Origin of the sequence: Paractinoplanes rhizophilus, assembly GCF_042664765.1 — a bacterium.
Classification (GTDB): Bacteria; Actinomycetota; Actinomycetes; order Mycobacteriales; family Micromonosporaceae; genus Actinoplanes; species Actinoplanes rhizophilus.
On the sequence record NZ_JBHTBJ010000008.1, the window covers coordinates 79,842 to 94,748 of the forward strand.

Consider the following 14,907-nt stretch of genomic DNA (forward strand, 5'->3'; position numbering starts at 1 on the left):
GCCCACGCCACGCGCGGACGGCTCGTCTGTCAGGATTTGAGCCATGGAATACGTGGTCGCCGCAGTCATCCTGCTCGTCGTCCTGGTGGCCGGCGTCGTCGGTCTGGTCGTGCCCCGGGTGCGCCGCCGTGAGCTGCCGCCGGTGGGCGGGGCGCCGACGACCACTCTCGAGCGCCCGCCGGCCGAGGCGGAGGCCGAGGCGCCGGAGCTGATCGTGCCCGCGGAGGCCGACGAGGAGCTGCCGCCGCTGGTCGAGGCCCCGCCGGTCAAGGAGATCGAGAAGCCCGAGCCGACGGCCGGCCGCCTCGTGCGGCTGCGGGCCCGGCTGTCCCGCTCGCAGAGCGTCCTGGGCCGTGGCCTGCTCAGCGTGCTCTCCCGCGACCACCTCGACGAGGACGCCTGGGAGGAGATCGAGGACAGCCTGATCTCGGCGGACGTCGGCGTCGAGGCCACCCAGGTGATCGTCGCCCGGCTGCGCGAGCGGGTACGGGTGCTCGGCACCCGCACGGTGGCCGAGGTCCGCGCGCAGCTGGCCGAGGAGCTGACCGAGGCGCTGGAGCCGGGCTTCGACCGTAGCCTCAAGACCACGCCGCACGACGGCCGCCCGGCGGTGCTGCTGGTGGTCGGCGTGAACGGCGCCGGCAAGACCACGACCTGCGGCAAGATCGGCCGGGTGCTGATCGCCGACGGGCGGACCGTGCTGTTCGGCGCGGCCGACACCTTCCGCGCCGCCGCGGCCGACCAGCTGCAGACCTGGGGCGAGCGGGTGGGCGCTGAGACCGTGCGCGGCCCCGAGGGCGGCGACCCGGCGAGCGTGGCGTTCGACGCGGTCAAGCTGGGCATCGAGACCGGCGTGGACACCGTGGTGATCGACACGGCCGGCCGGCTGCAGAACAAGGTCGGCCTCATGGACGAGCTCGGCAAGGTCAAGCGGGTGGTGGAGAAGCACGGCCCGGTCGACGAGACCCTGCTGATCCTGGACGCCACGACCGGGCAGAACGGTCTGGAGCAGGCCCGCGTGTTCACTGAAGTGGTGGATGTGACCGGGGTCGTGCTCACCAAGCTCGACGGCACGGCGAAGGGCGGCATCGTCATCGCCGTGCAGCGCAAGCTGGGGATTCCCGTCAAGCTGGTGGGTCTCGGCGAGGGTCCGGACGACCTGGCGCCGTTCGAGCCGGCCGCGTTCGTCGAGGCGCTGCTTGGCTCCGACGGTTAGGCTCGGAAGCTGAGTTGTCCGACCTGAGGGGGCCGTGGGTGGCGCAGGAGCCGGTGCGGGAGATTCCGCTGCACGGCGGCAACGTCAGCACGGTCTCGAGGGTCGGCGACACCGTCCGGCGGAACACCGGGCCGTGGACGCCGGCCGTGCACGCGCTGCTCAACCACCTCGAGCGGGTGGGCTTCACCGGGTCGCCGCACGCGCTCGGCGTGGACGAGAAGGGCCGCGAGGTCCTGTCGTACCTCGACGGCGAGTGCGGTGAGTACCCGCTGGCCCCGCACTGGGTGACCGAGGAGGCGCTGGTCACCGTCGCGACCATGCTGCGCATGTTCCACGACGCGCAGTACGGCTTCGTCCCGCCGCCGAACGCGGTGTGGCGCTCGTTCGGGCCGCCCCCGCCGGACACCGAGGTGATCTGCCACCACGACGCGGCCCCGCACAACGTGGTCTGGCGGCCGGACGGCACGCTCGCCCTGATCGACTTCGACCTGGCCTCGCCGGGCGCCCGCATCTACGACGTGGCCTACGCGGCGTGGACCTGGGTGCCGCTGTTCAGCGACCGCGACTCGTACACCCTGGGCTGGAAGCGGCCGAACCGGCCGCGCCGGCTGCGGCTGTTCGCGGACGCGTACGGGCTGATCCCGCGCGACCGGCACCGGCTGGTCCGCACCATCCGCAAGCGGATCGTCGACCACGTCGAGGGCATCCGGCGGATGGCGGCGGCCGGCGACCCGGCCTTCGTGCGGATCGTGCACAAGGGCCACCTGCGCCGCCCGATGCGCGACCTGCGGCTGCTCGATTACGAGCGCCACACTCTCGAATACGCGCTTCGTTAGGGGTATTGACCCTATTTCGGCGGGTTCGGCGCCGTGCCTGTGAGAGTTTCTTCACACGTACGAAACAACCCGTCACGCGCCGGAAATCGCGCGTAGACCGTGCGTGAAACCTCCGACCGGAAGTCTTCTGCCCGAACCGGCCGACTGGCGACGCTGCCCTGTGGGTCGTGTGGGAGGACACCAATAATCCGAGAGGAGGCAGCGTGGAGATCGATACCGGCAATACCGCCTGGTTGCTCCTGTCGTCTGCGCTCGTTCTGCTTATGACCCCCGGTCTGGCGCTGTTCTACGGTGGCCTCAACCGGAACAAGGGCATGTTGAACATGATGATGATGAGCTTCTCGTCGATCGGGCTCATCTCCGTCCTGTGGGCCCTGTACGGCTTCACGCTGGCGTTCGGCTCGAACGGCAGCGACGGCCTGAACAAGTTCTTCGGCAGCTTCACGCAGTACTGGGGCTCGGGCACGACCTGGACTTCGGAGATCTGGGGCGAGACCGGCATCCCCACGTACGTCTTCATGGCGTTCCAGATGATGTTCGCCATCATCACCGTCGCGCTGATCAGCGGCGCCCTCTCCGACCGCCTCAAGTTCGGCGGCTGGGTGCTGTTCGCGTTCGGCTGGTTCACGCTGGTCTACGTCCCGGTCGCGCACTGGGTCTGGGGCGGCGGCTGGATCGGCGCCAACCTGCACGCGCTCGACTTCGCCGGTGGCACCGCGGTGCACATCAACGCCGGTGCGGCCGCTCTCGGCGTCGCGCTGGTGCTGGGCAAGCGCATCGGCTGGCCGCGGGAGAACATGCGCCCGCACAACGTCCCGTTCGTCGCCCTCGGCGCCGGCCTGCTGTGGTTCGGCTGGTTCGGCTTCAACGCCGGCTCCGAGCTGACCGTCGACAGCACCACCGCGGTCGCCTTCGTGAACACGCAGCTCGCCACGGCCGCCGCGCTCTGCGGCTGGTGCATCGTGGAGTGGCTGCGCGACGGCAAGCCGACCCTGGTCGGCGCGTCCTCCGGCGCGGTCGCCGGCCTGGTCGCCATCACCCCGGCCTGTGGCTTCGTCGCCCCGCTGCCGGCCGCCCTGATCGGCATCATCGCCGGCGCGGCCTGCGCGCTCGCCGTCGGCCTCAAGTACCGGCTCGGCTACGACGACTCGCTCGACGTGGTCGGCGTCCACTTCGTCGGCGGATGGGTCGGCTCGCTGGCCATCGGCTTCTTCGCCACCACCCAGGTGAACAGCGCGATCACCGACGGGCTCGGGGCGAGCGAGGGCCTGTTCTACGGGGGCGGCGCCACCCAGCTCGGCCGGCAGTTCGTCGGCAGCATCTCGGTCACCATCTACTCGTTCGCGATCGCCGCGATCCTCGCCCTGGTCCTCAAGGCCCTCAAGGTCTTCCGGGTCAGCGAGGAGGCCGAGGTCGGCGGCATCGACATCGCCGACCACGGTGAGACCGCGTACGACTTCACCCCGGCCGGCGGCTCGGGCGGCAGCGCGTTCGCGATGGCCGGCCTCGGCGCCGGGAAGCAGGTCGACGCCGACGGCAAGGCGGACGTCAGCCAGAAGGTTGCCGGTTAGATACCCGTATGACTGCTCCGAGAGAGGGACTGAGCATGAAGCTGGTGACCGCGGTCATCAAGCCGTACCAGCTCGACGCGGTGAAAGAGGCGCTGCACGCCCTTGGCGTGACCGGCCTGACCGTGAGCGAGGTGCAGGGGTACGGGCGGCAGAAGGGCCACACCGAGGTGTACCGGGGCGCCGAGTACACGGTGGAGTTCCTGCCCAAGATCAAGGTCGAGGTGGTTACCGACGAGATCGACGTTGACAAGATCGTCGACGCCGTCGTCACCTCGGCGCGGACCGGCAAGATCGGCGACGGGAAGGTCTGGGTGACCGCCGTCGAGGAGGTCGTCCGGGTCCGTACCGGCGAGCGCGGCCTCGACGCGCTCTGAGGATGACCGACATGTCCAGCGAGCCGCCGGCCCCGCCGTCGGTGCCGGTCGGCGGTTCGCTCGACAAACTACGCGATCACATCGGCGCTGCCGCCCGGGCCGACCGGGCGGCGGCGCTCGACGCCTGGCTCACCCAGGTCTTCCCGGCCCACCTGCCCGGGGTGAGCCTGGTCGCGGTGGGCGGGCTCGGCCGGCGCGACTGCGCGCCGTACAGCGATCTCGACCTGGTGCTGCTGCACAACGGCACCGCCGGGATCGACCGGATCGCCTCCGGCCTCTGGTATCCGATCTGGGACGCCCGGCTCGGCCTCGACCACTCCGTGCGCACGCTGCCGGAGGCGCTGTCGGTGGCGCACGACGACGTGAAGGTCGCCCTCGGCCTGCTCGACGCCCGGCACATCGCCGGCGACGCCGCCCTCTCCGGCGAGCTGATCGCGGCCGCCGGCGACCAGTGGCGGCGCACCGCCGTACGCCTGATGCCGCAGCTCAAGGAGCTCACCGCCGCCCGCTGGGCGAGCCACGGCGAGCTCGCCTTCCTGCTCGAGGGCGACCTCAAGGAGGCGGCCGGCGGGCTGCGCGACGTCACGATCCTGCGCGGCATCGGCCGGGCCGGCGTCGCCGACACCATGCGCCCCGCGGTGCGCGCCGCCAACCTGCGGCTGCTGGACACCCGGGACGCCCTGCACCTCGCCGTCGCCCGCCGGGTCGACCGGCTGGTCGCCCAGGAGCGCGGCGCGGTCGGCGAGCTGCTCGAGCTCGACGACGGGGACGCGCTGCTGCGCCGGGTGGCCGGCGACGCGCGCACCGTCGCGCACGCGGTCGACGACGCCTGGCGGGCGGTCGACCGGCTCACCGCCGGCCGCCGGCGCGGGGCCGCGGGCGGGTTGCCGATCCGCCGCCCGGTCGCCCGCGACGTGGTCGAGCAGGACGGCGAGCTGGTGCTGGCGCGTACCGCCATCGGGCCGGTGCCCGACCCGGCCCTCTCGCTGCGCGTGGCCGCCGCGGCCGCCACCGTGCGGCTGCCGATCGCCCGCGCCACCAGCGAGTGGCTCGCCGCGTTCAGCCCGCCGCTGCCCAACCCCTGGCCGCCGGCCGCCCGCGCCGCGCTGGTCTCGCTGCTCGGCTCCGGGCCCGGCCTGCTGCCCACCTGGGAGGCCTGCGACCGGTACGGGCTGATCGACGCCTGGCTGCCCGAGTGGGCCCGGATGCGCAGCCTGCCGCAGCACCACCCGGTGCACCGCTTCACCCTCGACCGGCACCTGGTGCAGGCCGCCTACGAGGCCACCGCGTACGCCCGCGAGGTGGATCGGCCCGACCTGCTGCTGATCGGCGCCTTCCTGCATGACGTCGGCAAGGGCCTGCCCGGGGATCACAGCGTCGTCGGCGCCCCGATCGCCGCCGAGATCGCCACCCGGATCGGCCTGCCGCCGGCCGACGTCGCCACGATCGAGAAGCTGGTGCGCCTGCACCTGCTGCTGCCCGAGGTGGCCACCCGGCGCGACCTGAGCGACCCGGTGACCATCTCGACCGTGGCCGGCCAGGTCGGCGACCCGGCCACCCTCGATCTGCTGCACGCGCTGTCCCGCGCCGACTCGCGCGCCACCGGCCCGGCCGCCTGGTCGGACTGGAAGGGCCGGCTAATGGCCGAGCTGGTCGAGCGGGCGCACGCCGCGCTGGACACCGGCGAGCTGCCCGAGCCGCCGGCGCCCGACCCCGAGCTGCTCGACGGCGACCTGCCGGCCGTGCACCTGGACGGCGACCGGGTGGCGGTGGCCGCCGCCGACCGGCGCGGCCTGCTCGGCCAGGTCGCCGCGTGCCTGGCCCTGCACCGGCTCGACGTGGCCGGCGCGAACACGTCCACGGTCGGCGGCCGGGCCATCGTCGAGTTCCTCACCCAGCCGCGCTACGGCTCGCCGTACGACCCGCTGGCGCTCGCCGCCGATTTGCGCCGGGTCGCGGGCGGGGACGTCTCGGTCACCCAGCGGGTGCGGGCCCGGGCGATGAGCGCCCGCGGCGGCACCGCCTCGCCGCGAGTGGTCTGGCAGCGTGACGCGGCGACCGACGCGGCGGTGCTGGAGCTGCGCGCGGCCGACTCGCCCGGGCTGCTCTACCGGGTGGCGAGCGCGCTCGACGAGGCCGGCGCCGAGGTGCGCGCGGCCCGGATCTCCACCCTCGGCGGTGACGTGGTGGACGCGTTCTATCTGGTCGGGACGTGGGCCGACCAGGCCGAACGGGATCGGGTCGAGGCGGCCGTGCTGGCCGCGGTGTGACCAAAGAGGCTGGCCGCGGTGTAACCAAAGAGCGCCGTCGCCGTTGGTCGGGGCGTGGAATCCCACCTATCCGGTCTGCTCGATGATCACATCCGGGCGATCGGCCCGCGGCTGCGGCTGGCGCTGACCGCCACCGTCACCCGCAACCGCTCGCTGGCCGCCCGGCAGCTGCAGGCGCGAGCGGCGCTGGGCGACGCCGGCACGCTCGACGAGCTGCTGACCGCGGCCCGGGCCGGCGACCGGCGGTGGCTGCGGAAGATCCGCCGGCGGGTGAATCCGCCGTTGCTGGCCGCGGTGGCGCAGACGCTCGCGCAGCAGGAGCTGCTGCCCACCGACCGGGTCGACGCGCTCGCGGTCTACGAGCTGATCCGGCGCGCGGTCGGCGGCCGGGCGCTCAATCCGGCCAACCAGGCGCTGCACGTTCAGCTGGCGCTGGCCGACGAGGGGCCCGATCGGGCCCGCGAGCTGCTGCGGGGATACCGCAAGATCAACGACCCGGCGCTGGCCTGCCTGCGGGCCGACCTGATCAACCCGTTCGCCGGCTACGGGGAGCCGGAGCCCTGGTCGCGGGCCTTCCAGGCGATGCTGCCGGCGCCCGGGCCGACCGTGGGCGCGGGCGAGGGCGTGCCGTTCGACCGGCTGGCCGCGCCGGCCGTCGAGCGGGTCGAGGCCGCGCACCGGGTGTCGGTGGTGGTGACGTCCTACCGGCCGGACCGGGGACTGCTCACGGCGGTCCGGTCGATCCTCGCCCAGAGCTGGGCCAACGTGGAGATCGTGCTGGTCGATGACGCGTCGCCGCCGGAGTACGACGAGGTGCTGCGGGCCGCGGCCGCGCTCGGCGACCGGATCCGGCTGGTCAAGCTCGCCGTCAACGCCGGCACGTACGCGGCCCGCAACGCCGGGCTGGACGCGGCCGGCGGCGAGTTCGCGGCGTTCCAGGACTCCGACGACTGGTCCCACCCGCGCCGGCTCGAGCTGCAGGTGCGGCCGATGCTCGAGGACCGCCGGCTGGTCGCCACCACCTCGGACGGGCTGGCCGTGACCGACCAGCTCATGCTCAGCCGGCCCGGGGTGCGCAGCGGCCGGTTCAACCCGTCGTCGCTGGTGTTCCGCCGCACCGCGGTGCTCGGCCGGGTCGGCTGGTTCGATCGGGTGCGCAAGGCCGCCGACAGCGAGTACATCGGTCGGATCCAGGCCGCGTTCGGGGCGCGGCGGGTGCGGCACGTCGACGGGCCGCCGCTGGCGCTGATCCGGCTGAGCGCGAACTCGCTGTCCCGCTCGGAGATCAAGCCGAACTGGATGCACCCGGCGCGGGTGGCGTACAGCTCGGCGTACCTGCGGTGGCACCAGCGGATCGCGGACGGGACGGCGTCGCCGGTACGGCCGGCCGACGGGTCGGGGCGGCCCTTCCCGGCGCCCGGTCACCTCCTGGGCGACGTTTCGGAGAAGTCGTACGACGTCGTCATGGTGGCGGACTGGCGGTTCCTGGAGAGCGCCCAGCGCACCGCGATCGACGAGCTGCGGGCGCTGGCCGCGGCCGGGCTGCGGGTCGCGGTGCTGCAACTGGAGTCGTACCGCGCGGTCCATCTCAAGCGGCAGCCGCTGTGCGCGCCGGTGCAGGACATGATCAACGACGGCGTGGTGGACCGGGTCGCGTTGCCGGACCCGGTCGAGGCCGGCCTGATCGTCGTGCGGCAGGCGGCGGTGCTGCAGTTCGCGCTCGGTCAGCAGAGCCGGGTCCGCGGCGGACGGACCGTGGTGGTCGCCGACCGGGCGCCGGTGCGCAGCGACGGGCACGACCGGCGCTACGACCAGGAGACCTGCAGCGAGGCGGCGCGCCGGCTCTTCGGCGCGGACCCCGGCTGGGTGCCGCAGGATCCGGGGGTGCGGGCTTTCGTCCGTACCCGGGAAATGCGTGACTGGCCCACCGCGCTGGCGCCCGGCGGATGGGTCGCGGAGCGAGCCGGAGCCGCCCCCGGCCCGCCGCTCGCCGGCACCGATCTCTGCGACGCCGCCAACTGGCCGCCGGACCTGGGCGAATCGCTCTCGGTCTGCCGCCGCCTGCCCGACGCCGACCTGCGGGTGCGCCTGCCCGACCGGCCTCGCGGCTCGATCGAGGCGCCGCTGCGCCGCACCTGGCTCGGTTACGAGGCGAGCGACCTGGGTCCGCGCGCCTTCCTCCACCAGCTCGACTTCTACCTGCACTTCCCGCCGCCGGAGAGCGCCGAGTGGTATTCGCGGCCGGCGATGGAGGCGGCTGCGATGGGCTGCGTGGTGGTGATGCCCGAGCGGTATGCCGGGCTGTACGGGGACGCCGCCGTCTACTGCGGCCGGTCGGAGGCCGGGCCGCTGATCGCGCGGTACCGGGCCGACCCGGCGCTGTTCGCCGAGCAGAGTCGCCGGGCCCGTGCGGTGGTCGCCCGCGCGCATGATCCGGCCGGCTTCGTCGAGCGGATCATGGAGATGCTTCCCGTAACGGTGGCCGTTTCGCCCGCGTTAGGCGGAGTGTGCCTTTAGTCGTTTCCAGGGTGGCGGGGTGGCCGGACGGGTGAAAACCAAGCTGAAGAAGCTGGTCAGGGCCGTTCTGGGGCTCCCTCGCCGGCAGGTTGCCGGGTTGGTGCTCGCGGCGGCGATCGGCGCCGGGGTCGCGGTGGCCTCGGCCGCGGGCCGGGCCGCGCTCGCCACCAGCCTGCTCGCGTTGCTGCTGGTGGCGGTGCCGGCCGGGGTGATCCACCTGACCCGGCGGGTGGCCGGCGTCGGCCGCGCCAACCGCGAGGCCGTGCGCGACCTGCGGCTGCTCGTCGAGCAGCTGCAGCGCCGGGTGATCGCCGCGGTGGAGAAGGAACGGCTGGCCGCCGGCGACCGTCATCAGGAGCTCACCGAGTCGCTGTCGCGGGCCGAGCGTCTCACCGGGCGCGGCGCCGAGCTGCTGCTGCGCGAGCAGAGCCGGGAGATCGAGGCGCTGTTCCAGCTCTTCCAGCGGGTCACGCCGCGCGCCCCGATGCCGACCGGCGGCGCGCTCAACCCCAGCGACCTGCTCGGCCTGCACACCGTCGCGTCGAGCCGCCGCCCGGCGCTGACCGTGGCGCTGGGCAGTGGGCCGGCGGCGGTGTGGCTCGGTTACGCGCTGGCCCCGTCCGGCGGGCGGCTGGTCGTCGTGGATCACGATCGGGCCCGGGCGGATCAGGCCGAGGCGGCGTTGCGCGAGCACGGCCTCACGGCCGTCGAGGTCCGGCACGTGCCGCTGGCCGAGCTGTCCGTCGAGGGCAAAACCGTTGACTGGTACGACGTCGACGCGCTGGACGGCCTGCAGGACATCGACCTGCTCGTGGTGGACGGCACCGCAGCACCCGGCCCGGACGCGGTGTCCCCGGCGCTGCACGTGCTGGGCCGCCGCCTCGCGGACGAGGGCACCGTGGTGGTCGACGAGGCGCCCACCCGGGTGGCGCCGCGGCAGGGCGGGTTCGGCCTCGCCGAGGACCGCAAGCTCGCCGGCCGCTGGACGGCGCTCGCGGGCCGCCGGACCACGTCCGCCACATAGAAGCGCGACCCCGCCGCGGGGGACGGCGGGGTCGCGGGGCCGCGGAGTCAGGGGATCCTCCCGCGGCATCTGCCGGCGGGGGCCGGCCGATCGGTCGTACGCCTGCTCAGATCGGCCGTGCGCCCGCCCGGTTTACCCGCGGGCCGGGTGCCCTTGGGTTGCCAACTGGGCCGCCCGGTCGGCGTACACCTCGTGGGGATGGTGGCGGCGGACGAACTCGGGGCCGCGGGACGCCTGCGCCCGCAGCGAGGCCCGGTCCGCGTGCAGCAGCCGCACCGTCTCCGGCACCTCGTTCGCCTCGCAGTAGACGGCGGCGTCGCCGAAGGTCGCGGCGTAGCGGTAGGGCAGCAGCACCACGCAGCCGGAGGCCAGCGCGGCCAGCAGGTCGGGATCCGGGTCGGCGGGCGCGTCCGGGCGAGGCAGGTGCAGGTAGAAGTCGACCTGGTAGAGGAACGAGCGGAGGCTCACCTCGGCTGGGCCGTAGACGAGCCAGGAGCGCGGCGCGCCGGCCCGGCCGAACGAGCGGGGTGCGGTGCCGTCGGCGTCGAGCAGGCGTACGTCGACCCGGGCGCCGTCCGGGATCTCGCCGCGCAGCCGCTGCCACTCGGCCCGCCCGCCCCGGCAGCGGCGGCCCACCACCGGCCGGTCCGCCCGCGGCCCGCGCCGGTCGAGCCGCCACTGCGCCGGGTCGACCGTGCCCGGCAGGTCGACCGCCGTGAGCTGGTCGCCCGGCGCGCCGTCGGCCAGCGGGTCCTCGGCCAGCGCGGCGGTGAGCAGGCGGCGGCCGTCCGGCCCGGCCGGCGCCCAGAGCGGCCGGCGGCCGAACAACCGGCGGCTGGACGCGGCGGCCGAGCGCGAGACGGTGGCCGACTCGATCACCACCCGCTGGGCGCGGATCCCGCTGGGCAGGTCGGGCGCGTGCTGCAGCACCCGGGCCGAGCGGGCCACCACCAGCCGGGCGCGGACGTCGTCGGTGAGCTCGACCTGGGTCAGCTCGCCCGAGTTGATCAGATCCTGCACGGCCGGGTCCAGGTTGCGCGGGCCCTGGCGCAGGTGGGCCAGCACGTCGAGGTGCAGCAGGGCGGCGCGCAGCTTCTTGTCCCGCAGCGCCCGCAGCTGCCCGATGCCGGCCGCCCCGGCGCCCCCGGCCGTGGTCCAGTCCCCGGCCAGCACCACGTCGTACGCGCGCGGGCCGCTCTCGCCGCGGATCCGGCGCGGCGCGGCGAACGCCCGGGCCGCCTTGGGATCGGCCTTGTCGTTCTTGATCTTGGTGTGCCAGGCCTGGAACGCCGACAGGTACGAGCGGCGGGCCGGGTGCATCCAGCCGGGCCGGTAGTCGGCGCTGGAGAGCGAGTCGTCGCCGAGCCGGATCAGGGCCAGCGGGGCGCCGCCGAGATGTGCGGTGGCGGGTCGGCCGAAGACGGCGCGGGCCCGCTCGACGTACTCGGCGTCGGCGCCCTTGCGCACCGGGTCGAGGTAGCCGACCCGGTTCAGCGCGGCGGCCCGCCGGATCATCAGCGACGACAGGTTGTACGACCGGGTCTGCTCCACGCCGACCCGGGTGAGCACCAGCTCGGGGGTGACCCGCATGCCGGTCGAGGTGGTCGAGAAGATCGCCTCGTCGGCGAGCAGCGGCGCGACCTGGCGCTCCAGCCGCAGCGGGTGCGACCAGTCGTCGGAGTCCTGGAACGTGACGAAGTCGCCGGTGGCGGCGTCCAGCCCGGCGTTGCGGGCCACGTAGGTGCCGCCGTTGGCGACCATCCGGATCAGTCGCACCCGCGGGTCGAGCGCGGTCGCGGCCCGCAGCACCGGGTCGAACTCGGCCGGCGAGCCGTCGTCGATCAGCAGGATCTCGTGGTTGGTCCAGGTCTGCGCGGCCAGCGAGCGCACGGCGGTGAGCAGCGCCTGGCCGGGCCGCCAGGTGGTGACGACGGTGGTGATCCGGGCGGGGTGGCCGATGCGCTGGGCGGCGCCGGTGACCAGCCGGTCGAGCGCGGGGCCGGGGCCCTCGGCGACCCGGACCGCGGGGTGCGGCAGCAGGGCCGCGAACCGCCCGGCCCAGTCGCCGGGGCGCAGATCGAGCTCGACCGCCGTGCGGATGGGCTCGGCGACGCCGGGGTACTCCGACAGCAGCGTCCGGGCCAGGGTGTGGTCGCCGACCGCGTACGCCAGCTGGCAGTGCAGCCCCTGATGCGCGGGCGCGATGGTCCCGGCGCACCGCAACCGGGCCAGGATCGCCAGGGCCTCGGCCCGGTCGTCCGGGCGCAGGTCCTGCAACGCGATCACCCGGGCCAGCTCGCCCTCCGCCCAGGGATCCCCGGCCGCCGCGGCGGCGCGGGCCAGCGGCGCGCGGGCGGCGACCGATCGGGCCTGCAGGGCGGCGACGGCGAGCGGGTGCGGTTCCGGCATCGAGTCCTCCTAGCGTCTCGATGTTCTTAACGACCGAGAGACTCGGGTGAATTGTCCGTATCGCCCCCTTGGTTCCCATCGTTTGTCCCCGCGTGCCCCAGTACGACGTCGCGATCCTGTCCGATCTGCGGTACCCGGGCGGCAATTCGGCGAGCATCGTGGCCGAGGTGCGCGCCCAGGCCGCCGCCGGACTGTCCACCGTGCTCTGCCACCTGCCGTCGCCGCACCTCAAGCACGCCCGGCCGTTCCAGGAACGGATCGTCGCCTGCCTGCGCGAGGGCCTGGCCGACCTCGCGCACGACGACGGCGCCGAGATCACCGCCCGGGTGCTGCTGATCCGCCAGCCCCGGATCTTCACCGAGGAGCCGGCCGCCGTGCCCCGGATCCGGGCCGGGCACACCATCGTCGTGCTCAACCAGCCGCCCGGCGACGAGCGGCACGCCCAGTGCTACTACGTCTTCGACGAGGTGCGCGAGCGGGTCGAGCGGCTCTTCGGCGGCGCGGCCGTGTGGGCGCCGATCAGCACCCAGGTGCGCGACAACGTGCTGCAGGTCGCGCCCTCGGCGGCGCTGCCGGACACCGATTGGCACGAGATCATCGACGTCGCCGACTGGCGGGCCGAGCACCGCCGCGAGCCGGGCGACGTGCCGGTGATCGGCCGGCACGGCCGGCCGGACCCGGTGAAATGGCCGCGCGACCCGGGTGAGCTGCTGCAGGCCTACCCGGACTCGCCGGACTTCAAGGTGCGCATCCTCGGCGGCGGCGAGATCGGCGTGCACCGGCTCGGCCGGACGCCGCGCTCATGGGAGGTGATCGAGTTCGGCGCCGAGTCGCCCCGGGACTTCCTGGCCGGGCTCGACTTCTTCGTCTACTTCCACGACCCGGTCTGGAAGGAGGCGTTCGGGCGGACCATCCTCGAGGCGATGGCCAGCGGGGTGCCGGTCATCGTCGGGCCGCATTTCCGGGCCGTCTTCGGCGAGGCGGCGATCTACTGCGAGCCGGCCGGGGTACGGGAGGTGGTGCGGCGGCTGCATCACGACCGGGACGCGTACGACGCCCAGGTCGAGCGGGCCCGGCGGTTCGTCACCGACAACTTCGGCAGCGCCTCGCACATCGCCCGGCTGGCCTCGCTGGGCGTGATGCCGCGCGGTTTGCCGAAGACGCCGGCGCGACCGGCCCGCATCGTCCGCAGGAGTCGCCGGGTCCTGATGGTCGGCGACGACGTGGCCCGCTTCACGGCCATCGCCCGCCGCCTGCCGCGCGACCTCGAGGCGGTCGTGGTCGGCACCGCGAGCGTCGCCGAGGCGCACGCGGCCGGCCTGCTCACCGAGTACCTCCCCGGCGCCGCCGACCTCGGGGTGCCGCCGGCCCGCTGGCCCGCCTTCGTCCGCGACCGGCTGCGCCACCTCGTCGAGCTGTACGGCCCGCGCGCGGTGCTGGTCGGCGGCCTGCCGCACGACGGGATCCTCGGCGCGATCGAGCAGACCCCGGCGACCCGGTGGCTGTGGCTGCGCCCGGCCATGTGGCGGCGCGGGACCGGCGGCGAGTGGGCCGCCCGCGGGTTGTCCTTCGCCGGCATCCTCGAACCCGGCGAGTTCGCGGCGGCCGGCGACGAGGGCTGGACCACCACCTCCCGGCACGGGGTGTCCACCGTGGACCCGATCACCGACCTGCCGGCCCGGATCGTGCGACGCCCCGGCGAGCCGACGCTGCTGTGCCGGGGCGTCGACGCCGACCTGCCGGGCTTCGCGCCGGCCGGGGACGCCGGCCTCGAGGACGTCACCGTCGCCGTCTCCCGGGCCGACTACACGAGCTTCCACGAGCTGCTCGGCGCGCGGGTGCCGACCGTGTTCGTGCCCGACCCGGCCGCCTGGGACGACGAGCTGGCCCGGGCCCGGTTCGCGGCGGCGGCCGGGGCGGCCCGCTACGCCACCGACGACGAGGCGGCCGGGGTCGAGCTGGCGAAGCTCGCCGACCCCGCGGCGCGCGAGGCGCTGAGCCGGCGCTGCGCCGAGCTGTCCTTCGGCAACGGCGCCGCGGACGCCGCCGCGTGGCTCGCCGGGTTCTGCCGCGGGCGGCACGAGGAGGTGGACCGTGCCGGAAGCCGATGACCTCGCGCTGGCCCGCTGGGAGGTGGCCACCCTCACCGGGCGACTGCGCTCGGTCGAGGCCGAGCGGGACGCCGCGCTCGAGGAACGGGATCGGCATCGGCGGCTGATGGCGGCGCTGCGGGGCAGCCGTGCGTACCGGATCGGCCGGGCCCTCACCGACCCGATCGCCGTCCTGCGGCGGATCCGCCGGGGCCGGCCCGCCGCGCCGCGCCGCGGGCTGCCCGCCGGACCGGTGCCGGCCCGGGTCTACGTCGCGGTCGGGCTGGACCGGGACGCGTCGCACGGGCTCGTGCGCGCGCTGCGGCAGCGGATCGTGGTGGACGGCGACCATCTGCCGGTCATGGTGACCGACCAGCCGGCGCTGCGCGGCCTGCAGGTGCCGGGCGTGGTGCTCGAGTACCTGCCGGACCCGGAGACCTGGCGCCGGCACGATCCCGGCGCCGACTGGGAGGCGCTGCTCGCGGGCCGGATCGCCCAGCTCTGCCGGGACCATCGGGCGTGCGGCGCGGTGGTGGTCGACCCGCGCGATCCGCCCACGCTGGCCCGCCTGCTGAGTAACTGACCCGGTGCGGCCTCGTT

The 14,907-nt window shown here is 74.7% G+C and carries 10 protein-coding genes; 9 read left to right on the plus strand and 1 reads right to left on the minus strand.

Features of this window, described 5'->3' with window-relative positions; all coding sequences use genetic code 11:
- Positions 1-43 precede the first annotated feature (43 nt).
- From ftsY to ACFQS1_RS14130, 7 genes are all read left to right on the plus strand, one after another.
- Positions 44-1,216, plus strand: a complete 1,173-nt coding sequence (gene ftsY, locus ACFQS1_RS14100) for a signal recognition particle-docking protein FtsY (RefSeq protein ID WP_378967888.1) — start codon at positions 44-46, stop codon at positions 1,214-1,216.
- A gap of 38 nt (positions 1,217-1,254) precedes the next feature.
- Complete coding sequence (locus ACFQS1_RS14105) at positions 1,255-2,052, plus strand: phosphotransferase (RefSeq protein ID WP_378968196.1); 798 nt, start codon at positions 1,255-1,257, stop codon at positions 2,050-2,052.
- 203 nt (positions 2,053-2,255) lie between these two features.
- A complete protein-coding gene (locus tag ACFQS1_RS14110; protein ID WP_378967890.1) occupies positions 2,256-3,623 on the plus strand; it encodes an ammonium transporter in 1,368 nt (455 codons plus the stop codon).
- 35 nt (positions 3,624-3,658) lie between these two features.
- Positions 3,659-3,997, plus strand: a complete 339-nt coding sequence (locus ACFQS1_RS14115) for a P-II family nitrogen regulator (protein ID WP_020517993.1) — start codon at positions 3,659-3,661, stop codon at positions 3,995-3,997.
- Between the two features lie 2 nt (positions 3,998-3,999).
- Entirely contained in the window at positions 4,000-6,267 is a 2,268-nt protein-coding gene (locus ACFQS1_RS14120) for a [protein-PII] uridylyltransferase (protein WP_378967893.1), read from the plus strand.
- A 54-nt stretch (positions 6,268-6,321) separates the two neighbouring features.
- A complete protein-coding gene (locus ACFQS1_RS14125) occupies positions 6,322-8,784 on the plus strand; it encodes a glycosyltransferase family 2 protein (RefSeq protein WP_378967895.1) in 2,463 nt (820 codons plus the stop codon).
- A 31-nt stretch (positions 8,785-8,815) separates the two neighbouring features.
- Complete coding sequence (locus ACFQS1_RS14130; protein ID WP_378967897.1) at positions 8,816-9,808, plus strand: class I SAM-dependent methyltransferase; 993 nt, start codon at positions 8,816-8,818, stop codon at positions 9,806-9,808.
- A 132-nt stretch (positions 9,809-9,940) separates the two neighbouring features.
- Here ACFQS1_RS14130 and ACFQS1_RS14135 read toward each other — a convergent pair whose 3' ends face one another.
- Entirely contained in the window at positions 9,941-12,217 is a 2,277-nt protein-coding gene (locus ACFQS1_RS14135; RefSeq protein ID WP_378967900.1) for a glycosyltransferase family 2 protein, read from the minus strand.
- 92 nt (positions 12,218-12,309) lie between these two features.
- On the opposite strand from ACFQS1_RS14135, the gene ACFQS1_RS14140 reads away from it, so the two are divergent.
- Positions 12,310-14,328 carry a glycosyltransferase gene (locus ACFQS1_RS14140; RefSeq protein WP_378967902.1) on the plus strand — a complete coding sequence of 673 codons (2,019 nt, stop codon included), beginning with the start codon at positions 12,310-12,312 and terminating at the stop codon, positions 14,326-14,328.
- Positions 14,312-14,890: a hypothetical protein gene (locus ACFQS1_RS14145; RefSeq protein WP_378967904.1), complete on the plus strand. Its 579-nt coding sequence runs from the start codon at positions 14,312-14,314 to the stop codon at positions 14,888-14,890. The genes ACFQS1_RS14140 and ACFQS1_RS14145 overlap by 17 nt, the downstream gene beginning before the upstream one ends.
- The last annotated feature ends 17 nt before the right edge of the window (positions 14,891-14,907 follow it).

Excerpts from the sequence above, each read along its gene's own strand:
- ftsY (WP_378967888.1), top strand. The coding sequence starts at position 44 with ATGGAATACGTGGTCGCCGCAGTCATCCTGCTCGTCGTCCTGGTGGCC.
- ACFQS1_RS14115 (WP_020517993.1), top strand. The coding sequence starts at position 3,659 with ATGAAGCTGGTGACCGCGGTCATCAAGCCGTACCAGCTCGACGCGGTG.
- ACFQS1_RS14120 (WP_378967893.1), top strand. The coding sequence starts at position 4,000 with ATGACCGACATGTCCAGCGAGCCGCCGGCCCCGCCGTCGGTGCCGGTC.
- ACFQS1_RS14135 (WP_378967900.1), bottom strand. The coding sequence starts at position 12,217 with ATGCCGGAACCGCACCCGCTCGCCGTCGCCGCCCTGCAGGCCCGATCG.